The sequence below is a fragment of the Pseudocitrobacter cyperus genome, assembly GCF_039889165.1.
Lineage (GTDB): Bacteria > Pseudomonadota > Gammaproteobacteria > Enterobacterales > Enterobacteriaceae > Pseudocitrobacter > Pseudocitrobacter cyperus.
This window is the reverse complement of sequence record NZ_JAYMYY010000001.1, coordinates 778,242-799,168: the sequence shown is the minus strand read 5'-3', so window position 1 is coordinate 799,168 and position 20,927 is coordinate 778,242. Positions and strand designations below refer to the sequence as shown.

At 57.0% G+C, this 20,927-nt stretch carries 17 protein-coding genes and 1 pseudogene; 13 read left to right on the top strand and 5 right to left on the bottom strand.

Annotated elements, in window-relative coordinates:
- The first annotated feature begins 4 nt into the window (after positions 1-4).
- Complete coding sequence (locus tag VSR74_RS03895; RefSeq protein WP_015964794.1) at positions 5-283, top strand: YeaC family protein; 279 nt, start codon at positions 5-7, stop codon at positions 281-283.
- Between the two features lie 6 nt (positions 284-289).
- Here the strand turns inward: VSR74_RS03895 and VSR74_RS03890 are convergent, their stop codons facing one another.
- Positions 290-2,212 (bottom strand): aliphatic sulfonate ABC transporter substrate-binding protein, encoded by a 1,923-nt coding sequence (locus tag VSR74_RS03890; RefSeq protein ID WP_347793489.1) that lies wholly within the window; start codon positions 2,210-2,212, stop codon positions 290-292.
- Positions 2,213-2,485: 273 nt separating this feature from the next.
- On the opposite strand from VSR74_RS03890, the gene ssuD reads away from it, so the two are divergent.
- From ssuD to VSR74_RS03845, 9 genes and pseudogenes are all read left to right on the top strand, one after another.
- Positions 2,486-3,658 carry an FMNH2-dependent alkanesulfonate monooxygenase gene (ssuD, locus tag VSR74_RS03885; protein WP_347793488.1) on the top strand — a complete coding sequence of 391 codons (1,173 nt, stop codon included), beginning with the start codon at positions 2,486-2,488 and terminating at the stop codon, positions 3,656-3,658.
- 22 nt (positions 3,659-3,680) lie between these two features.
- A complete protein-coding gene (locus tag VSR74_RS03880) occupies positions 3,681-5,063 on the top strand; it encodes an FAD/NAD(P)-binding protein (RefSeq protein WP_347793487.1) in 1,383 nt (460 codons plus the stop codon).
- A gap of 70 nt (positions 5,064-5,133) precedes the next feature.
- Positions 5,134-6,540 carry an LLM class flavin-dependent oxidoreductase gene (locus VSR74_RS03875; RefSeq protein ID WP_347793486.1) on the top strand — a complete coding sequence of 469 codons (1,407 nt, stop codon included), beginning with the start codon at positions 5,134-5,136 and terminating at the stop codon, positions 6,538-6,540.
- Entirely contained in the window at positions 6,537-7,556 is a 1,020-nt protein-coding gene (locus tag VSR74_RS03870) for a methionine ABC transporter ATP-binding protein (protein WP_347793485.1), read from the top strand. The genes VSR74_RS03875 and VSR74_RS03870 overlap by 4 nt, the downstream gene beginning before the upstream one ends.
- On the top strand, positions 7,553-8,248 hold the full coding sequence (locus VSR74_RS03865) for a methionine ABC transporter permease (protein WP_347793484.1): 696 nt from the start codon (positions 7,553-7,555) through the stop codon (positions 8,246-8,248). The genes VSR74_RS03870 and VSR74_RS03865 overlap by 4 nt, the downstream gene beginning before the upstream one ends.
- Positions 8,248-9,123, top strand: coding sequence for a MetQ/NlpA family ABC transporter substrate-binding protein (locus VSR74_RS03860; RefSeq protein ID WP_347793483.1), 876 nt, complete (start codon positions 8,248-8,250; stop codon positions 9,121-9,123). The genes VSR74_RS03865 and VSR74_RS03860 overlap by 1 nt, the downstream gene beginning before the upstream one ends.
- A gap of 48 nt (positions 9,124-9,171) precedes the next feature.
- Positions 9,172-10,587, top strand: a complete 1,416-nt coding sequence (locus VSR74_RS03855) for an MFS transporter (RefSeq protein WP_347793482.1) — start codon at positions 9,172-9,174, stop codon at positions 10,585-10,587.
- Between the two features lie 10 nt (positions 10,588-10,597).
- Complete coding sequence (locus VSR74_RS03850) at positions 10,598-11,809, top strand: acyl-CoA dehydrogenase family protein (RefSeq protein ID WP_347793481.1); 1,212 nt, start codon at positions 10,598-10,600, stop codon at positions 11,807-11,809.
- 212 nt (positions 11,810-12,021) lie between these two features.
- A pseudogene (locus VSR74_RS03845) lies at positions 12,022-12,422 on the top strand (DUF3304 domain-containing protein).
- A gap of 108 nt (positions 12,423-12,530) precedes the next feature.
- Here the strand turns inward: VSR74_RS03845 and pncA are convergent.
- From pncA to sppA, 3 genes are read right to left on the bottom strand one after another with little or no spacing between them, the layout of a single operon-like run.
- The gene (gene pncA / locus VSR74_RS03840) at positions 12,531-13,172 is read right to left on the bottom strand and encodes a bifunctional nicotinamidase/pyrazinamidase (protein ID WP_347793480.1); all 642 of its coding nucleotides are present in this window, start codon (positions 13,170-13,172) and stop codon (positions 12,531-12,533) included.
- A gap of 9 nt (positions 13,173-13,181) precedes the next feature.
- Positions 13,182-14,198 (bottom strand): asparaginase, encoded by a 1,017-nt coding sequence (ansA, locus tag VSR74_RS03835; protein ID WP_347793479.1) that lies wholly within the window; start codon positions 14,196-14,198, stop codon positions 13,182-13,184.
- A gap of 51 nt (positions 14,199-14,249) precedes the next feature.
- Complete coding sequence (gene sppA, locus VSR74_RS03830) at positions 14,250-16,106, bottom strand: signal peptide peptidase SppA (protein ID WP_347793478.1); 1,857 nt, start codon at positions 16,104-16,106, stop codon at positions 14,250-14,252.
- A 164-nt stretch (positions 16,107-16,270) separates the two neighbouring features.
- Here sppA and VSR74_RS03825 point away from each other — a divergent pair, with 164 nt between their 5' ends.
- On the top strand, positions 16,271-16,822 hold the full coding sequence (locus tag VSR74_RS03825) for an NAD(P)H nitroreductase (RefSeq protein ID WP_347793477.1): 552 nt from the start codon (positions 16,271-16,273) through the stop codon (positions 16,820-16,822).
- 37 nt (positions 16,823-16,859) lie between these two features.
- Here VSR74_RS03825 and phoC read toward each other — a convergent pair whose 3' ends face one another.
- Entirely contained in the window at positions 16,860-17,609 is a 750-nt protein-coding gene (phoC, locus tag VSR74_RS03820; RefSeq protein WP_347793476.1) for an acid phosphatase PhoC, read from the bottom strand.
- A 222-nt stretch (positions 17,610-17,831) separates the two neighbouring features.
- Between phoC and selD the strand changes: the two genes are divergently transcribed.
- Together selD and VSR74_RS03810 are read left to right on the top strand one after the other, a co-directional pair.
- Positions 17,832-18,875 (top strand): selenide, water dikinase SelD, encoded by a 1,044-nt coding sequence (selD, locus tag VSR74_RS03815; RefSeq protein WP_347793475.1) that lies wholly within the window; start codon positions 17,832-17,834, stop codon positions 18,873-18,875.
- A gap of 4 nt (positions 18,876-18,879) precedes the next feature.
- Positions 18,880-20,835, top strand: coding sequence for a DNA topoisomerase III (locus tag VSR74_RS03810; RefSeq protein ID WP_347793474.1), 1,956 nt, complete (start codon positions 18,880-18,882; stop codon positions 20,833-20,835).
- Positions 20,836-20,927 lie beyond the last annotated feature (92 nt).

Sequence of the window (20,927 nt, the reverse complement as noted above, 5' to 3'; positions counted from 1 at the left end):
AGAGATGAGCATTGAGCAAATTATCGACAATATGACACCGGACGTTTATCAACGCTTGATGACGGCGGTAGAGTTAGGAAAATGGCCTGATGGCGTCGCCCTGACGGCAGAGCAAAAAGAGAACTGCCTGCAACTGGTGATGCTTTGGCAGGCGCGTTACAACAGCGATGCGCAGCACATGACCATTGATACTAACGGACAGATGGTAATGAAGAGCAAGCAGCAGTTGAAAGAGGACTTTGGGATCTCACCAAAGCCCATCGCTACTTTTAAACAGCACTGATCCCCATCAGGCCGCCATCCACGGTTCGGTCTGCCCGGTTTTCGCATACCAGATGGCTTCGCGCACCGCGACGGGTCTGCTTAGCAGGCCCAGCGCATAGAAACGGTCGGCGATGGTTTGCTGGGCGCGAATGACTTTGAGATCCATCTCCCGGGTCTGATGACTGCGGCGCGCCAGCGCGCACTCCAGCGAGGCAGTGGCGAGCCCCAGTTCGCTGGAAAGGAGTTGCGCAGCCTCATGACGCTGCCTGTCGATAAATTTCCCCGTCCTGACTAATGCGTCCACCACATGAGCTATCACATCATCGTTGTACTGCGCGTACTGGCGGCGGGCAATGTAAAACTGGTGGTTGTTTACCCGGCCTTCGCCCGTTGCCACGACGCGCAGATGGCCGCTGCGTTCGGCATCGCTTAGCACCGGATCCCACATCATCCACGCATCAGCAGCCAGATAGTCGCTTGGCGTCAACGGATATTTCGGCGGCGTATAGACTATTTTCACATCGTCGGGATGCAGCCCGGCTTCTTCCAGAATCTGCACCAGCAGCCAGTGAACGTTGGAACCCTTATTCAGGGCGATACGCTTCCCGCGTAGCTGGCTGATATGCCGAATGTCACTCTCTTCAGGCACCACCATCGCCACGCTGCGCGGAGCGGGTGGTTCCCAGGCGACATAAAGCAGACTATTGTCGCGTGACTGGGCAAATACGGGGGGCGCTTCGCCCGTGGTGCCAAAATCGATATCGTTATTATTCAGCGCCTGCAACATCTGCGGGCCTGCCGGAAATTCGCTCCACAGGACATTTACGCCGCTATCCGCAAATTCCCGTTCCAGCGTTTGTCGCGCCTTCAGGACGCCAAGGTTGCCAAAACGCTGGTAGCCGATGCGTAGCTCGCGCTCGCGCGGAGCAGGTGTGTTGGGTTGCGGCAGTGATGCGGTTTTTCGGCGGCTTTTAATAACGCCCAGATGCGCCAGTTGTGTACGCAGCGAGTGACGGCTGATCCCCAGCAGCGCGGCGGCCTGGCTCTGATTATGGTCGGTTTGCATCATTGCGGCCTGGATCATCGCGTGCATGATGCGGTCATACACCTGCCCGCCATGCAGGCTTAGCTGCTGGTGCATAAATGCCGCCAGGTCGTCTCCATCCTGATTTTCCGTCGCCGCCGTGGGGAGGGAAGCAAAGCGAAGCTGTGAAGGCGTGATTATCTCATCCTGGCTAAGCAGTACTGCCGTATGCAGCATATTTTCCAGTTCACGAATGTTTCCCGGCCACGGGTAGTCCATCATGGCGGCGAGGGTTTCCGGGGCCAGACGACGCGACGGTTTGCCTAAACGCTTTGCATAAAGCTGTAAGAAGTGCTCCGCCAGTTGTGGGATATCCTGGCGGCGCTGGCGCAGGGCGGGGAGATGTACCGCCGCGATATTCAGACGATAAAAGAGATCTTCGCGAAAGCGCCGCTCGCGAATGGCCTGTTCAAGATCGACATGGGTGGCGGCGATGACCCGTACATTGACTTTGATGGCTCTGCGCGACCCTACACGGGTGATTTCACGCTCCTGCAATACGCGCAGCAGTTTTACCTGCAACGCGAGACTCAGTTCGCCAATCTCATCAAGCAGCAGCGTACCGCCCTCGGCGGCCTCGAACCAGCCGGGTTGTGCCTGCATCGCGCCCGTAAAAGCGCCTTTCTCATGGCCAAATAACTCCGCCTCAGCCAGTGACTCGGTCAACGCCCCGCAGTTTACGGCCAGAAACGGCGCATGGCTCCGCTGGCTGTGATGATGCAGGTAGCGGGCGACGACCTCTTTCCCGCTGCCGGTTTCACCAACAATTAAGACTGTGGCGTCGGTTGGCGCAAAGCGGTCAAGCAGGCTTTGAAAGGCCTGTGAAGCAGGGTCAATCAGCACAGGTATGGATGAGTTCAGCATAAGAGTGGCTCCAGATGATTCATACATCGAACTTATCTTTTACGGCTGCTTTTCACCATAGGGGGGCGGGGGACGCGTGTTGCATTTGCCGCAGCTTGTGCGCCTGTGTTGTCGCATTTGCAACGAGATCGCGATCGCGGAATTTTGTTAACGCAATGATAATTAAGGTTTTAATTTTTATTAAATACTGGCACGGATTTCGCTTACTCCGTTATAACCATCTTGAAGAAACGCTTCGATAAATAGTGAATATAGTTATAAAGGAAATAGATAATGACAACGAAATCCGATAATAACCTGAATGTCTTCTGGTTCCTGCCAACCCATGGCGATGGCCGTTATCTGGGGACGACCCAGGGAGGCCGCCCCGTTGATTTGCCTTATCTGCAACAGGTTGCACTGGCGGCGGATAGCCTGGGTTATTACGGCGTGCTGATCCCGACCGGGAAAAGCTGCGAGGACTCCTGGCTGGTCGCCGCGGCGCTCGCGCCCCAGACACGTAACCTGCGCTACCTGGTCGCGGTGCGTCCGGGGCTTCAGCCGCCTGCGCTTGCGGCACGTATGGCTGCGACGCTGGATCGTCTGTCAGAGGGACGCTTATTGATTAATGTTGTCACCGGCGGCGACCCGGTGGAGAACAAAGGCGACGGTATCTTTCTTAGTCACACCGAGCGCTACGAAGTGACCAACGAATTTCTCGACGTTTATCGCCGTCTGCTGGCCGGGGAAAAAGTCGATTATGACGGTAAGCACATTAAAGTGGAGGGGGCTGAAGTCCTCTTCCCGCCGGTGCAGGAAAATGGCCCGCCGCTCTATTTCGGTGGCTCGTCCGATGCGGCGATTGATGTTGCGGCCGATCATATTGATGCCTATCTTACCTGGGGCGAACCGCCCGCACAGGTGGCGGAAAAACTGGCTGTGGTCAAAGCGCGCGCAGCCGCGAAGGGGCGCGAACTGGAGTATGGCATCCGTCTGCACGTGATTGTGCGCGAAACCGAAGAAGAGGCGTGGGCGGCAGCCGATAAACTGATAGCCCACCTGGATGATGAGACTATCGCTCAGGCACAACAGATTTTCTCACGCATGGACTCGGCCGGGCAGGCGCGGATGAGCGCTCTGCACAAAGGTAATCGCGATAACCTGCGTATCGCCCCTAATCTGTGGGCAGGCGTCGGTCTGGTGCGCGGCGGCGCAGGTACTGCGCTGGTGGGGAACCCACAGCAGGTGGCGGAACGCATCCGCGAGTACCAGGCTTTAGGGATCACTAACTTTATTTTCTCGGGTTATCCGCACCTTGAAGAGGCGCACCGTTTTGCCGAACTGGTGATGCCGCTGCTGCCACTCAGTACGCGCCCGCGCACCCAGTCGGGGAACGTGAATACGGGGCCCTTTGGTGAAACCATCGGTGGGGCTGCTCGTCCGACAAAACAGGTTAGTGCCAGCTAAGTAAGGTTTGTGGAGACCCGCGATGAGTGAACCTCATATTGTGATTATTGGCGGTGGTTTCAGCGGTGCGGCAGTCGCTGTCCATCTGCTGCGTGATGCGCAAACCTCTTTGCGAATCACCGTAATTGAACCCCGGGAAGTGCCGGGGCTGGGAGTGGCCTACTCGGCCGCTGACCCGGCGCATCGCATCAACGTACCTGCCGCGCGGATGCAGCTTTCCGGCGAAGATGAGGGCGCGTTTGAACGCTGGTATCGTCAGCAGGAAAGCTATCGACGCGACACGGATGCGCGACGTCCGGATGGCAGTGTCTACCCGCAGCGCGGCGAGTTTGGCCGCTATGTCGCAGAGGCATTTTTCACGGCGGCGCAAAAGCAGCTCGGCCGCGTGATGCATCTGCGCGATACGGCGATTGCCTGGCAGGATAATCAGGTGATCACCGCGCAGGGGAAACGGATCTTTGCCGATCGTGTGGTGCTGGCGGTGAGCCATCCTCCGCCGGATCTGCCAAAAGAGGTGCGCGCCATCGCCGGGCACCCGCGCCTGATTGCTAATCCGTGGGTCGCCGGTGCGCTGGAGAATATTCCGCTGGATGCCAATGTGGCGATTGCCGGCACCGCGCTCAGCATGGCTGACGTAGTGGCATCGTTGTCCCGTTTAGGTCATCGCGGCACTCTGCTGGCATTTTCACGCCACGGGCTACTCTCCCGGGCGAATGCCGCTGCGGGGTTGCCAAAATGGCAGGCGGATTATTCAACCGGCACGTTGCGCCAGCGTCTGCGTCAGATCCGTGAAGATATTGCGCGCGCCGCCGTGAGCGGTTTGCCCTGGCAGGTGGTGCTCGATGAGGTGCGCAGCCAGGGGCAGTCTATCTGGCAACAGTTAAGCGAACGTGAGCAGCGCCAGTTCCTGCGCCATCTGCGCCGCTTCTGGGATGTGCATCGTTATCGTATCGCCCCGCAGGTTGCTGACGCTATTGCATCCCGCGAGCAGGCGGGTCTGCTGACCGTGCTGGCGGCGCGCCTGAAAACCGTCACCGCGAAGGAGAACCATCTGCGCCTGCAACTGGCGGTTCGCGGCGATGCGCTGCGGGATCTCAACGTCGACTATCTGATTCTAACCACCGGGCCTGCCCACGCGACGCTTACAGAAAGCCAGCCTTTTCTGCGTGACCTGCGTGCGCAAGGTCTTATCCGCCCCGATGTGCTCGGGCTCGGCATTGATGTGGATGCCCGTTCGCAAACGCTGAACGCGCAAGGTGAACCGTCCACAACGTTCCTGGTTTCCGGGCCAGCCGCCCGTGGCCGTTTCGGCGAATTGATGGGCCTGCCGCAGGTGGCCGACCACGCTCAGGCCGTCGCGCGTGAACTTCTGCTGACCCTGTCAGCGCGATGTCCCGCCGTTTAAAAATTACCCCCTATTAAAATTATGACAACACAGAGCGCCAGGCTTATACCTGGCGCGACAGGAGAGTGCTATGCCATCGCAACGTGAAATTCGTCTTAACGCTTTTGATATGAACTGTGTCGGCCACCAGTCGCCGGGACTTTGGGCGCACCCGCGCGATCGCTCGTGGCAATATAAAGACCTGGAGTATTGGGTTGATCTGGCACGTTTGCTCGAACGTGGGAAATTCGACGGACTGTTTATCGCCGATGTGCTCGGCGTCTACGATGTACTGAATGGCAACGGTGAGGCGGCGATCCGCCAGGCCGCGCAGGTGCCGGTTAACGATCCTCTGGCGCTAATCACCCCGATGGCGCTGGTCACAGAGCATCTCGGTTTTGGCCTGACCGCCTCATTATCGTTCGAGCACCCTTATCCGTTCGCGCGTCGTCTCTCGACCCTCGATCACCTGACCAAAGGCCGGGTGGGCTGGAATATCGTGACCTCATATCTGGAGAGCGGTGCGCGCAACATTGGCCATCGCGCGCAAACGGATCATGACGCGCGTTATGACTACGCCGATGAATATCTTGATGTGGTCTATAAACTGCTGGAAGGGAGCTGGGAAGAGGGGGCGATTTTGCGCGATCGCGAGCGGCGTATTTTCAGTGACCCGAGTAAGATCCATAACATCAACCATCACGGTAAATTCTTTGATGTGCCAGGTTTCCACCTCTGCGAACCCTCACCGCAGCGCACACCGGTGCTCTATCAGGCCGGGGCGTCCAGTCGCGGCAAACAGTTTGCAGCCAATCATGCCGAGTGTGTTTTTGTCGCCGCGCCTTCCAAAGCGCTGCTGAAAAAAACGGTGGCAGATATTCGCCGCCGCGCCGTCGAGGCCGGACGCGATCCCCACAGTATTTTAATTTTCAATATGCAGACCGTGATTGTCGGTGAAACGGACAAAGCCGCACAGGCAAAGTGGAATGAATATAAATCGTATGTCAGCTATGAGGGCGCGCTGGCGCTGATCTCCGGCTGGACGGGGATCGATTTTGGGCAGTACAAACCCGATCAGGTGTTCACTTATTCGCACACCAATGCCATTCAGTCGGTGGTCGAGGCCTTTTCGACGGCGGATCCCGATCGCCAGTGGACGGTCGAGGCCATGGCGGAGTGGGTCGGTATTGGCGGCTTCGGGCCGCTGATCGTCGGCAGTGCGGAAACGGTGGCGGATGAGCTGCAATCCTGGGTGGAAGAGACCGATGTGGACGGCTTCAACCTGGCGTATGCCGTGACCCACGAAACCTTCACCGATGTGGTGGAACTGCTGATCCCGGAACTGCAAAAACGCGGCGTCTTTAAGAAAGAGTATCGCCCCGGCACGCTGCGCGAAAAACTGTTCGCAGGCGATGCGCGTTTGCAGGCGCCACACCCGGGCGCGAGCTACCGTATTCATGCGGGGCAAGCGGTTGAGACAGGAGAGAACGTCGCATGATCGAAATCGACAATCTTTCAAAGCGTTACCGAAACGCGCACGGCAACGTGACGCCGGTTTTGAAAGGGATTTCGTTGCAGGTTCCCGCCGGTTCCATCGCTGCTGTGGTGGGGCCCAGCGGGGCGGGAAAATCGACGCTGGCGAAGTGCATTAGCCTGCTTGAACGTCCGGATAGCGGCAGCATTACCGTGAACGGTAAGGATCTCTCGCTGCTTTCCGGTGAGGCCCTGCGGCGCGAGCGACGGGCGATCGGCACCGTGTTTCAGTCCTCAGCGCTTCTGGGGCGTAAAACCGCATGGCAGAACATCGCGCTGCCGCTGGAGTATCTCGGCGTGGTTGAACGGGATATTCATGCCCGCGTCGGTGAGCTGCTTGAGAGTGTGGGGCTCAGCCATAAAGCGCAGGCGTATCCGGCACAGCTTTCCGGTGGCCAGCGTCAACGCATCGGTATTGCCCGTGCGCTGGCGCTGCGGCCGTCGGTACTGCTGGCCGATGAAGCGACATCGGGGCTCGATCCACAGGCTACCGACTCGGTGCTTAAGTTGCTGCGCCAGCTACGCGACGAGTACCGGCTGGCAATTGTCCTGATCACCCATGAGATGGATGTGGTACGCGCCACCGCCGATACGGTCGCGGAAATCCGCGACGGCGAAATTGTGCATTCGGGCGCGCTCAATACCCTGCTTGCGCAGCCCGATTCGCATCTGGGGCAGCAACTGATGCCGCTGTCTCCCGTCACTGCGCCTGCCGATATATTGCTGCGGGTCAGCTATCGCACAGACGGCAGCATCCGTACCGACTGGATAAGCCAGCTTAGCCAGCAACACGGGCTACGGGTGGATCTGCTCGGCGGTCATGTTGAGCAGGTCAACGGTTTGCTCAGCGGGCGGATGCAGATTGGCATTCGCTTCACGCACGAGCGTTTGTCGATTCCCCGCCTGCTGGCATTACTGGCGCAGCAGGGGATTGTTGCACAGGTGCTGGACGCGCCAGTGGTGCTGAAGGAGGCGGTATGAAGCCGACAATCGTGAGTCAGGATACGCCGTGGAGTGACATTCACACGCTGTTGCTGCCTGCGCTTGGGGAAACGGCATTGATGGTCTCTATTGTGATGCTGTTTGTCGTCTCCCTCGGCGGCGTGGCGGGCGTGGTGTTGTTTAACTCGTCGCCCCAGGGGCTCTTCCCGCGCCCGGTGCTGCACCGTGTGCTGAACAGCATCGCTAACGTGGGACGATCGCTACCGTTTCTGGTGCTGATGGCGGCCATCATTCCGTTCACCTGGTGGCTTACCGGCACCACTATCGGCATTCCGGCAGCGGTCGTGCCGATGATTGTTGCGGGTATTCCGTTCTTTGCGCGACTGGTGGAGAACGCCCTGCGTGAACTGCCTGCCGATGTGACGGCGGTAGGCCTGGTATGTGGGGGCTCAGGCTGGCAAATCATCACCAAAGCCCAGTTGAGTGAAGCCTTACCTGCACTGGTGGCGGCTATCACCCTCAATGTTATCTCAATGATTGAATACTCGGCCATTGCGGGCACGATTGGCGCCGGTGGCATTGGTTATCTGGCGGTGGTGTACGGTTATCAGCGTTTCGATAACCACATCATGATCGCCACCATCGTGGTACTGATTGTGACCATTCAACTTATCCAGTTTCTGGGCGACCGCCTGGTTCGCCGACTTCGACATACTCAGGGGAGCGTCTGATGACGACAGAACCATTTGAACTGCGTAAAACCCGGCGTTGGCCGTGGCTGGTGGCGCTGGCTATCGTGATTATTGCGGTTGCCGCCTTTGGCTGGTGGCGCACACAAGGCCCCGCGCAGGTGGTGTTTGGCACTACGCTTAAAATCCATTACGAACCGGCCATGGCAGGAGAGCAGCGGATCATTGAGTATATCGGCGAGCATATTGCTCCGGACTACGGCCTGACGCTGGAAGCGGTCGGCGTACAGGATCCGGTTCAGGCCGATCGCGCCGTCGCGGATGGCACCTATGCGGGAACGATTTATCAGCATCAGTGGTGGCTGAAACAGGTTGTCGATGCCAATGGCTTTGCGCTGACCAGCACCGTGCCGGTGTTCCAGTGGGCGTTTGGTATCTACTCGGATCGGTACGCGTCTATCGACGCACTGCCCAACGGCGCGACGATCGTGGTGCCGGATGATGGCGCAAATCAGGGACAGGCGCTGTGGCTGCTGGCGAGAATAGGGCTGATTAAGCTTGACCCTGCGGTGGAGCCGCGCACGGCAAAACTGAAAAACATTACTGACAACCCGCATCAGTATCAGTTTAAAGAGCTGGATCTTCTCACCATGCCACGCGCGCTGGGCTCCGTTGACGCGGCTATCGGTTACGTCTCGCAGTTTGATGCGGGCAAAGTGCCGCGCGAAAAGGGGATTCTTTTCCCACCTGCACCGCGTACTTTTGCCTCTCAGTTAGTTATCGGTACGCCGTATCTGAGTCAGGAAAATATTCAAAAACTGAAACAGGCTTTCGCCGACCCAAGGATCCAGACCTGGCTTAAGACCACGGACGATCCGCTGGTCAAGGGCGTGCTGGTGCCTGTTTCTGCAGAATAACGCTTATTAGCCGGTCAGTGACCGGCCCATTTCAGGCAAGGTAAAAATATGAGTTCAATCCCGGTAGAAAATACGGGCGGGGTTTCTGTACCCGTCGGTTCGGTCAGCGACGTTGCAAGGCTGATTAATAACAACGGTGAGCAGGCGAAATATGCGCGCATGATCGTCTTCCTGGCGCTTGGCGGTGTCTTTCTGGATGCCTACGATCTCACCACGCTATCGTATGGCATCGATGATGTGGTGAAAGAGTTTCAGTTAACACCGCTGCTGACAGGTCTTGTGACGTCGTCAATTATGGTGGGCACGATCTTCGGTAACATTATTGGCGGCTGGCTGACGGATAAATATGGTCGCTACTCGGTGTTTATGGCCGATATGCTTTTTTTTGTGGTCTCCGCCATTGCCGCGGGGCTGGCGCCTAACGTCTGGGTACTGATTGGCGCTCGTTTCCTGATGGGCATTGGGGTCGGTATCGATCTCCCCGTTGCCATGTCTTATCTCGCAGAATTTTCCAAATTTGCCGGAAAAGGCAACAAAGCGGCACGGCTCGCAGCCTGGTGCCCGATGTGGTATGCCGCCTCCACTGTCTGCTTCCTGATCATTTTCGCGCTCTACTTTTTGCTGCCTACCCAGCATCTCGACTGGCTGTGGCGAGCCTCGCTGCTGTTTGGCGCCGTTCCTGCGCTGCTGATTATCGCCGTGCGCAGTAAATTTATGAATGAGTCGCCGCTGTGGGCGGCAAATCAGGGGGATTTACAGGGCGCAGCGCGTATATTGCGGGAATCTTATGGCATTGAGGCACATGAAGCGCCTGGCGTAAAAGCGGCGCCGCCGCCAAAGGTGAGTTATCGCGTGCTGTTCGAAAAACCTTATCGCGAACGCACGATTGTCGCCGGGGTGATGAATATCTGTATCGCCTTTGAATATACCGCCATCGCTTTCTTCCTGCCGACGATCCTTGCGCAATTTCTTGGCGCAGGGGTGTTTGAAACAATCGCTGCATCCCTGGGGCTGAATGCGCTGTTCGCGTTTACCGGTGGCCTGCTGGGCATGCATCTGGCATGGAAATATCCGTCGCGCCATGTGGCGATTGCCGGGTTTGCGTTGCAGTTTATTGCGCTCATCGTGCTGGCGCTGGTGGGGCAACCCCATGCTGCGCTGGGTGTGGCTGTCGCGGTCGCTATGCTTGGCCTTTGGCTGTTTGCTGAGGGCTTTGGCCCCGGCGCGCAGTTAATGATTTATCCGGCGCTTTCCTATCCGACGCGTATTCGTGCAACAGGTGTCGGGTTCAGCCGTGCGCTTTCCGGCGTCGGTAGCGCGCTGGCGCTGTTCATTCTGCCACTGCTTCAGGCATCGCTTGGAACCAATATGTTCTGGGTGGTTTCGCTTGCTGCATTGATCCCCATTTTCTTCCTGCTCGCGGTGCGCCATGAGCCTACCCGTCAGGATATTGATGATGAATAAGGAGCCTTTGATGACACTTCTTTCTACAGGTACCGACTACGAAACACTGGCGGCGCGCTTTCGCCCGATATTTGAACGCATCAGCGACGAATCGGTGGCGCGTGAAATCAACCGAACACTCCCCTATGAACCCATACGCTGGCTCAAAGAGGCCGGATTCGGCACCGTTCGTCTCCCCAGGGAGAAAGGAGGAGATGGCGCATCGCTCCCACAGCTTTTCCATCTTTTAAGCGAGCTGGCTGAAGCCGACTCTAACCTGCCGCAGGCACTGCGCGCGCACTTCGCTTTTGTAGAGGATCAGCTTAATCGCCCCGATAGCGCGCAACGAGACCGCTGGTTTAATCGCTTTCTTGATGGCGAAATTGTCGGAAGCGGCTGGACGGAAACCGGCGATGTTGCGCTCGGAGACGTCATCACCAAAGTGACGCCGGTTGAGAATGGCTGGCGGTTGACGGGGGAGAAGTTCTACAGCACCGGGGCGCTGTTCGCCGACTGGATCGATGTATTTGCCCGACGTAGCGACACCGGCGGCGATGTTATCGCGCTGGTCAGTACCCATCAGTCTGAAGTTGAACGCGTCGATGACTGGGACGGTTTCGGTCAGCGTTTGACGGGCAGTGGCAGTACACGTTTTCGTGACGCCTTCGTTGAACATGAACACGTTATTGATTTTGCTGAACGTTTTCGATATCAAACCGCGTTCTACCAGCAGGTGTTATTGGCAACACTTGCGGGTATCGGCCGCGCAATAGAGCGCGACGCGGCAAATGGGGTCAAAAACCGTCGCCGCGTCTATAGCCACGGCAATGCATCGGCTGTACGTGATGATGCACAGGTATTGCAGATTGTAGGGCAGATAAGTAGCTGGGTTTTTGCCGTTGAAGCAACCGTCGAACGTGCTTCACAGGCGTTACAGGCGGCTTATGAAGTTCATGCTGATACCGATCCTGCGGCGATTGTTCAGGCGAATGAACGCGCGGAAGTCGCTTCTTCTCAGGCCCAGGTGGTGGCAAGTGAGTTGATCCCGCGGGCGGCAACCGAGTTATTTAACGCCCTCGGCGCGTCAGATACGCGTACCTCGAAAGCACTTGACCGCCACTGGCGCAATGCACGGACGATTGCCTCACATAATCCGGTTATCTATAAGAACCGCAGTATCGGGAACTGGCGGGTGAATGGCGTGTCGCCAGTATATTTGTGGCAGATTGGCAACGGAAGCTAAGATAAGAAGGCCCGGTTAGCGCAACGCAACCGGGCATAACTGCCCCCCAGCCGCGTGGAAATCTCGCCTTTATAAATTCCGAATTGTGCAGCCTCCACCACTGTTGGTACATGGCAGGGCATCGTGACCCGCTAGAACGCGGTTCAGGTTTCGACGTCATGTTTTCGATGATGTCGGGCGATAGGCTGACGCTAAGGAAGATGGCAGGAAAAATGGAGTTTTTCACGCGATTGGAACAACTTGATGAAAAAGTGACGCGTTGGTACGCCCGCTGGAAGTGGTGGGCATGGGGCTGGACCGGCCAATCCGGGGTTTTAGCGTCAACGGCGTGCATGGGCCGAATGCTTTTGCCCACGGCGGTGGGGCAGCAACGTGCTGTGGCGTAATCACGGGTGATGAAGCGGTTGTCATCTGGACAGTCGATTATACCCGTGCCCAGTATGAGGCGGGTGTCAGAACAGAAGTGCATAAAGTAATTATGCCATTAGGCAAGAGAGAGCGTGGGGAAAACTGGCTGCATGTCCATTTTTCGCCGGGTGATAACGTTTTATTGGGCTGGAGTAAAGATGCCTGGTCACCCTATGAGAAACGTAAGCCATTGCCGGGATCATAACTGCGAAAAGTATGCGTAATTTGATCCGCGGATTCGCTTCCCTGTATCGCAGACGATGATGTTTATCCGGTAAATGCCCGATGAACGCCGGGCATTTCGCGTCAAAAACTATTCCTGCGTCTCTTGCCAGTCCGCCAGCGTATACAGCGTGGCGCCTGCCGCTGCCATCTCCATAAATGCCTGATTGCTGTCCTGCGGCTGAATGTTGACGCCACGGCAGCCGTCGGTAATAACATTCACTGCATAGCCCAGCTTCAGCGCATCCATCACCGTGAATTTCACGCAGTAATCGGTCGCCAGCCCCAGCACGATCAGTTCGTTGATTTCATGATGGCGTAGCCACTCGTCCAGCGCGGTTTTCTGGCGGTGACCGTTATCAAAGAAGGCGCTGTAGCTGTCGATATTGACGCTTTCGCCTTTATGAAACACCGCATCAATTGATTTCTGCGCCAGCAGCGGATGCAGTGCAGCACCCTCACTGTGTTGCACGCAGTGATCGGGCCAGAAGGTTTGCGGCAGTCCGTCAAGCTGGCCCTGCGTATAGGGCTCTACGCCGTGCTGGCTGGCGAAGCTGCCATGGTTGGCCGGGTGCCAGTCCTGGCTGGCTACCACGGCTTCACCACGGGCTTTGCACCAGCTTATTAGCGCATTAGCAACATCAACGGTGCTATCACCTTCGGCAACGGCCAGCGCGCCGCCGGCACAGAAATCATTTTGCAGGTCAACCAGTAACAGTGCTCGTGTTTTCATAATGGCTCCTTACTCGTCTGGCGTTAGCTCGCCGCGCAGGTTTTGCTGCATAGCGCTGCGGATGGCGTCGGCGTCAAGGTTTTGGCTCAGCAGATAGTGCAGTTTAGTGAGCGTCGCTTCGACGGTCATATCCGCGCCGCCAATCACGCCCGCGTGGGCGAGGGCATTGCCGGTCGCGTACCCCCCCATGTTGACCTTCCCGGACATACATTGGGTAAGGTTGACCACCACAATGCCGCGCTGGCTGGCCTCGGTTAACTCTTTCAGAAACTCACCATTTTGCGGCGCATTGCCCACGCCGTAGGAGCGCAGGATCAGCGCTTTCACCGGCTGACGCAGGAAGTTGCGCACCACATCGGCAGAAATGCCGGGATAAATGGTCACCACCCCAATCGGCTGTGGCGTAATCGGGTGCACGATCAGCTCGCCAGATGTGCCCGGCGCGGGTGGTGTGCCAAGTCGACGGATATGGATACCGGCTTCCAGCAGCGGGGCGAGGTTTGGCGAAGCAAAGGCATTGAAACCGTCGGCGTGTGCTTTGGTGGTGCGGTTGCCGCGATAGAGGCAATTGTTGAAGAATAACGTGACTTCATTGATGGGATAGTTCGCCGCAACGTATAACGCATTCAGCAGGTTAATTTGTCCGTCGGAACGCAGCTCTGCCAGCGGGATTTGTGACCCTGTCACAATGACCGGTTTGCTCAGATTCTCCAGCATAAATGACAGCGCCGAGGCGGTGAAAGCCATGGTATCCGTGCCGTGCAGAATAACAAAACCATCATATTCATCGTAATGGGCTTTGATGTCCTCGGCAATGTGCTGCCAGTCTTCCGGCGTCATGTCCGACGAGTCCATTAGCGGCTGATACTCATGGATGGTGAAATCCGGCATCTCCGGGCGATGAAACTCCGGCATCAAAGCCAACTGACGTTGCAGGTGGCCGGAGACGGGAATATAGCCGTGTTCGGAACGCTGCATTCCGATAGTCCCGCCGGTATAGGCGACGTAAATGGATTTTTTTTGCATGATGTCGTTTAAGTAAGCGAAAGAAAATCCCCTCCGAAGAGGGGATTGTAATTATCGTATATTGGCGCAGGTCAGGCAAAACGCATAGCGATTTTGCGGGTCATTGAAGGCGGCAAGCTTGTCGGTTTCCGCTTTCACCTCTTTTGCCGCAGAGGCCAGTGGTGCGGGCAGATACGCCTGCAGCGCCTGAGGCAGTGACGCGCGCACTGAACCAGAAACGGTGTCCATCACTCTGTCAAAGAAGCTCTGTTCAGACTGATAGTAGTCGACGTGCCACTGCTTCAGCTTCGCCAGTTCAGCGGCTTTCGCGACCGCGTCATCGAAATCGCCGAGGCTATCGACCAGACCGTTGGCTTTCGCATCCTGACCCGTCCAGACATGGCCCTGGGCAATTTTATCAATTTGCTCTGGCGTGCTGTGGCGTGACTGGGCAACCAGCGTGATAAAGCGCTTGTAGCCGTTTTCAATGGTCAGTTGCATCATCTGCTGCACTTCCGGTGGCAGTGATTTGGTGGTGGAAACGTCGGCCAGCGGTGAGGTTGCCACGCCGTCGGTGTGAACGCCGATGGAATCCAGCGTGTTTTCTACCGTGTTAATCACGCCAAAGATGCCGATGGAGCCGGTCAGGGTGCTCGGGTTGGCGACGATGTAGCTTGCCGGGGTGGAGATCCAGTAGCCGCCAGAGGCAGCCATTCCGCCCATCGAAACCACTACCGGTTTACCGGCTGCTTTTGCTGCTGCCAGTTCAGCGCGGATCACTTCTGACGCGCTTACGCTGCCGCCCGGGCTGTTGACGCGCAGCACAATCGCTTTCACTTTCGGATCGAGACGCGCATCGCGGATTTGCGCCGCAGTCGTGTCGCCGCCGACGTTCCCCGGCGTTTCTTCACCGTCCATAATCGCCCCATTGGCAAAGATGACGGCGATGCTGTCGCCCGCGTCTGACGGAGGGTTCACCGCATAATCATAGATACTGACGGCACGGTAGTTTTTATCGGCTTTACTCCAGCCAAACTCTTTCGTCAGCGCCTTTTCGATTTCCGCGCTGCTGCCCAGAGAATCGACCAGTTTATTGTCGAGCGCATATTTCGCGGTGTCGCCGTCCACTTTGGTCAGCCCCTCAAGCACGGCCTGCGCACCTGGGAAGACCTGCTGTGCGGTGATCCGGCGGTTGGCGGCTACCGTATTGAGGTAGTTCTGCCACAGTTCGCCAATCCAGCGGCTATCTGCGTCACGCGCAGCCGGAGACATATCGTCGCGGATAAACGGCTCAACGGCGGATTTATAGGTGCCTACGCGGAACACATGCGTGGAGACTTTCAGCTTATCGAGCAGCGATTTGTAATAGAGACCGTTGGTGGCGAAACCGTGCAGGTCAACCACGCCCTGCGGCGATAGCCAGATCTTATTAGCGAAGCTGGCAAGGTAGTATTGACCCTGGCTGTAGCTATCCCCTACGGCGTATACGGGCTTGCCGCTGTCACGAAATTCTCGCAGGGCTTTACCGATGTACTGCATCGAAGGCTGATCGCCTCCGGCAAAGTTTTTCAGATCCAGCACGATACCGGTAATATTGCGGTCATCCTTCGCCTGACGGATAGCCTGAACAATATCGAACAGCGAGTTCTCCTGTAAACGATCGGAGCTTGAGCCGAAAAGCTGGCGGCCAATCACGCCAAGTTTGCTGCTGGTTGAGGGGTTATCGACAATCACGCCGCTGATATCGAGCAACAGGGCTCCGCGCGCGTTGCTGCTTTCCGGTGTGCTGCTGCTTAGCTGTGTCCAGATACCGACGCAGACCAGCACCAGAAAAATAAAGAACAGGTTCAGCACCAGTTCACGGGCAAAATTGAGTAATCGCCACGTCCATTTAAAGAATCCGGCGATAAAACGCCATAGGGTTCGCATGTTTTCTCCCTGATAAAGACAGTAAACGGTTCACCGGAAGCGGTGAAACATCTGGCTATCCTAAATAGAGCGCCGCCCATTGTCAGCAGGAATCGCCATCTGCGCTGTAACAAATTCCCCGCGCATGTTAATTTTGTGAAAAATAACATGACAGGAGCGAATCAATGGACGCACTTGAATTACTGGTAAATCGCCGTAGCGCTTCCCGCCTGGCTGACCCTGCGCCAGCCGGTGAGCAACTGGAAAATATTCTGCGAGCCGGGATGCGCGCCCCGGATCACGGGACGCTACAACCATGGCAGTTTTTTATCATTGAGGGCGAGGGACGCGAGCGTTTTAGCCAGTTGCTGGAAAAAGGGGCTGTGGCCGCAGGGAGCGATGAAAAAGCCATCGATAAAGCGCGCAATGCGCCATTTCGCGCGCCGCTGATTATCGCGGTGGTGGCCAAATGCCAGCCACATCATAAGGTGCCGAAGTGGGAGCAGGAGATGTCCGCGGGTTGCGCGGTGATGGCGATGCAGATGGCGGCTGTGGCGCAGGGCTATAATGGCATCTGGCGCAGCGGCGCGTTGACCGACAGCCCGGTCGTTCGCGAAGGGCTGAAATGCGGCGAGCATGACAAAATCGTCGGATTCCTCTATCTGGGAACTCCGCAGCTTAAGGCCTCGACCACGGTATCCGTGCCGGATACGGCACCCTTTGTTGTGCGCTTCTGATCTATTCGCCCGGCGCTAACAACGCCGGGCGTGTTGATTAAGATTTATGCTGTTTGGCGAACTCATCTTTCGCTTTTTGCAGTTGCTGCTGGAACGCCGGATTGGTGTGCAGCGTTGCCACAACGGCGGAACCGACAATGCGCGCCGCATCGACGTCGCTCTGCCAGTGGTAGCCGCAAATCACGCGGCTTTCGCCCAGTTCATACCCACGCTTTAAAATCTCATTCTGACGCTGGGGGTTAATCTCTGCCAGTACCAGCGCGGTAGCCCAGCCAATAGAGGTGTGGCCGGACGGATAAGAGCCGTTTTTCGACAGCTTATCCTGTTCGGTGGTGTTACAGGTCGGCACGCCATAGAAAGCAAATGGGCGAATACGCATATACTTCTCTTTCGCGCCACGGGTGGCAAGATCGCCCGCATCTTCAATCATGTTGGTCAGCAGTTTGTGCAACTGCGGCGCATCTTTTTCGGTGATCGGCGAACCAAATGCGCCAGAGAACGCGTTTGCTACACCGCCGCCGCTGAGGTTGGCATCTTCAACGGCCAGCTTGCCGCGTTCGGTATTACGTAACAGACGGCCTTGTTCATACATCGCCTGATCGTTGAGAAATGCGATACTGCCTACGGCTGGCGGTGGCGGCAGCAGGGCAAGGCTGTCAATCGCCTGGGCGTTTTTCAGATAGTAGAGATCGGGTTTAGTGGTGGCGTCGTTCCCGGCCGGAGCAAGAGCAAAAGCGCTGGACGTAAAAAGGGTTGCCAGGCAAAGAGCGATAATGCGTTTTTTCATCGGTATTTCCTTTTGATTTATATCCTGAATGCAGGTTTTGACATTGTTATATTTATGTCGCTAATCAGTAGAGAGAAAAATGTGACAAGAAAAATTGCCCTGTGTCGCAAAACGCGCAATTGCTTGCGAAGTGAGCAGTAGTGAGCGATTTCGGAGCGTCGGACTTACCACGCTGCCGTTTGGGCGCTACCATAGTGGAATTGGCAAAATCAGGAGAGTTTCATGAGCGAACAAGCCATTCGTTTAACACAGTACAGTCACGGAGCAGGTTGCGGTTGTAAAATTTCCCCTAAAGTGCTGGAAACCATCCTGCACAGCGAACAGGCGAAGTTTGTCGACCCGAACCTGCTTGTCGGTAATGAAACCCGCGACGATGCGGCGGTGTACGATCTCGGTAACGGGACGTCGATCATCAGCACGACGGACTTTTTCATGCCAATCGTGGATAACCCGTTCGATTTTGGTCGTATCGCGGCAACCAACGCCATCAGCGATATTTTCGCGATGGGGGGCAAACCCATTATGGCGATAGCCATCCTCGGCTGGCCGATTAACACTCTGGCCCCGGAAATTGCCCGCGAAGTGATTGAAGGCGGTCGCGCAGCCTGTCAGCAGGCGGGGATCGCCCTGGCAGGGGGGCATTCGATTGACGCGCCGGAGCCGATCTTTGGCCTGGCGGTAACGGGCGTGGTGCCGACCGAACGAGTGAAGAAAAACAGCACCGCGCAGGCGGGTTGCAAACTGTTCCTGACCAAGCCGCTGGGCATTGGCATCCTGACCACCGCTGAGAAAAAATCGCTGCTGAAACCTGAACATCAGGGGCTGGCGACGGAAGTGATGTGCCGGATGAACCTTGCCGGGGCGGCATTCGCGAATATTGACGGCGTGAAAGCGATGACCGATGTGACCGGTTTTGGCCTGTTGGGGCACCTGAGCGAAATGTGTCAGGGCGCAGGCGTACAGGCACAGATCAACTTTGCCGATGTGCCGAAACTGCCGGGCGTAGAAGAGTATATCGCTCAGGGCGCGGTGCCGGGCGGTACAGGGCGCAACTTCGCCAGTTATGGTCACCTGATGGGCGCGATGCCGGATGAGTGGCGTTCGCTGCTGTGCGACCCGCAAACCTCCGGCGGCCTGTTGTTGGCGGTGACGGCGGAGGCAGAGCAAGAAGCGCAGGCTGTCGCGGTGGAGTATGGCATCGCCTTAACGGCAATCGGCGAACTGGTATCCGCCCGTGCGGGTCGCCCGATGGTTGAGATCCGCTAAGCCGATGCGCCTGTTTATTGCGGAAAAACCCAGCCTGGCGCGTGCTATCGCCGATGTCCTGCCGAAACCCCATCGTAAGGGCGACGGCTATATCGAATGTGGTAACGGCCAGGTGGTGACCTGGTGTATCGGCCATCTTCTTGAACAGGCGCAACCGGACGCGTATGACAGCCGTTTTGCGCGCTGGAATCTACAGGATTTGCCGATCGTTCCGGAGAAGTGGCAACTGCAGCCGCGCCCTTCGGTGACCAAACAGCTTAACGTTATTAAACGCTTTCTGCATGAAGCCAGTGAAGTCATCCACGCAGGAGACCCGGACAGAGAAGGGCAACTGCTGGTGGACGAAGTGCTGGACTACCTTTCGCTGCCGCCTGAAAAACGTCAGCAGGTTCAGCGTTGTTTAATCAATGACCTGAACCCACAGGCGGTTGAGCGGGCGATTACGCGCCTGCGCGCCAACAGTGAATTTATCCCTCTGTGTGTCTCGGCGCTGGCCCGTGCGCGGGCCGACTGGCTCTACGGCATCAATATGACCCGCGCCTACACCATTCTGGGGCGTAACGCGGGTTATAACGGGGTACTCTCCGTCGGCCGGGTACAGACGCCGGTGCTGGGGCTGGTAGTGCGCCGCGATGAAGAGATTGAAAACTTTGTCGCCAAAGACTTCTTCGAAGTAAAGGCGCATATCGTCACGCCAAAGGATGAACGCTTCACCGCCGTCTGGCAGCCGAGCGAAGCCTGTGAGCCTTATCAGGATGAAGAGGGCCGCCTGTTGCACCGTGCGCTGGCCGATCATGTGGTTAAGCGGATTGAAGGCCAGCCCGCCATCGTCACCGCGTATAACGATAAACGGGAATCAGAACCCGCGCCGCTGCCGTTTTCGCTCTCCGCGTTGCAGATTGAAGCGGCGAAACGCTTTGGCCTGAGCGCGCAGAACGTCCTCGATATCTGCCAGAAGCTGTACGAAACCCACAAACTTATCACTTATCCGCGTTCTGACAGCCGTTACCTGCCGGAAGAGCACTTTGCCGGGCGGCACGCGGTGCTGAATGCGATTGGCGCGCATGCGCCGGAGTTGCTGCCACAACCGGTGGTGAACCCGGATACGCATAATCGCTGCTGGGATGACAAAAAAGTCGATGCCCACCACGCGATTATCCCAACCGCACGGGCGAGTAACGTTAACCTGACGGAAAACGAAGCGAAGATCTACACCCTGGTAGCGCGCCAGTATCTGATGCAGTTCTGTCCGGATGCGGTCTTCCGCAAATGTCAGATAGACCTTGATATCGCTAACGGCAAGTTTATCGCTAAAGCGCGTTTTCTCGCAGAAGCGGGCTGGCGCGCCCTGCTGGGCGGTAAAGAGCGCGATGAAGAGAACGACGGCACGCCGTTGCCGGTGGTGGCGAAAAGCGATGAGCTGCTGTGTGAGAAAGGCGAAGTGGTGGAGCGACAAACCCAGCCGCCGCGCCACTTCACCGATGCCACGATCCTTTCCGCTATGACCGGGATCGCCCGTTTTGTGCAGGACAAAGATCTGAAAAAGATCCTCCGCGCCACCGACGGGCTCGGCACCGAAGCCACGCGTGCCGGAATCATCGAACTGCTGTTTAAGCGTGGTTTCCTGACCAAGAAAGGACGTTATATCCACTCGACCGACGCCGGAAAAGCGCTGTTTCATTCGCTGCCGGAAATGGCGACACGCCCGGATATGACTGCGCACTGGGAGTCCATGCTGACGCAAATCAGCGAAAAGCAGTGCCGTTATCAGGACTTTATGCAGCCGCTGGTAGGGACGCTGTATCAGTTGATTGACCAGGCGCGGAGCACCCCGGTCAGACGCTTCCGCGGTATTGTCGCGCCGGGTGACGGAGGTGATAAGAAAAAAAGCGCGCCGCGTAAACGTAGTGCGAAAAAAAGCCCGCCAGCGGATGAAGCCGGGAGTGGGGCGATAGCGTAATCGCGCGCAGATCCACGCTTCGCGAGTCAAATTCTGAAATATCCAGCGGATTAAGAGAATCCGTTGGATATTTTTTTTGCAGGGATAAAATT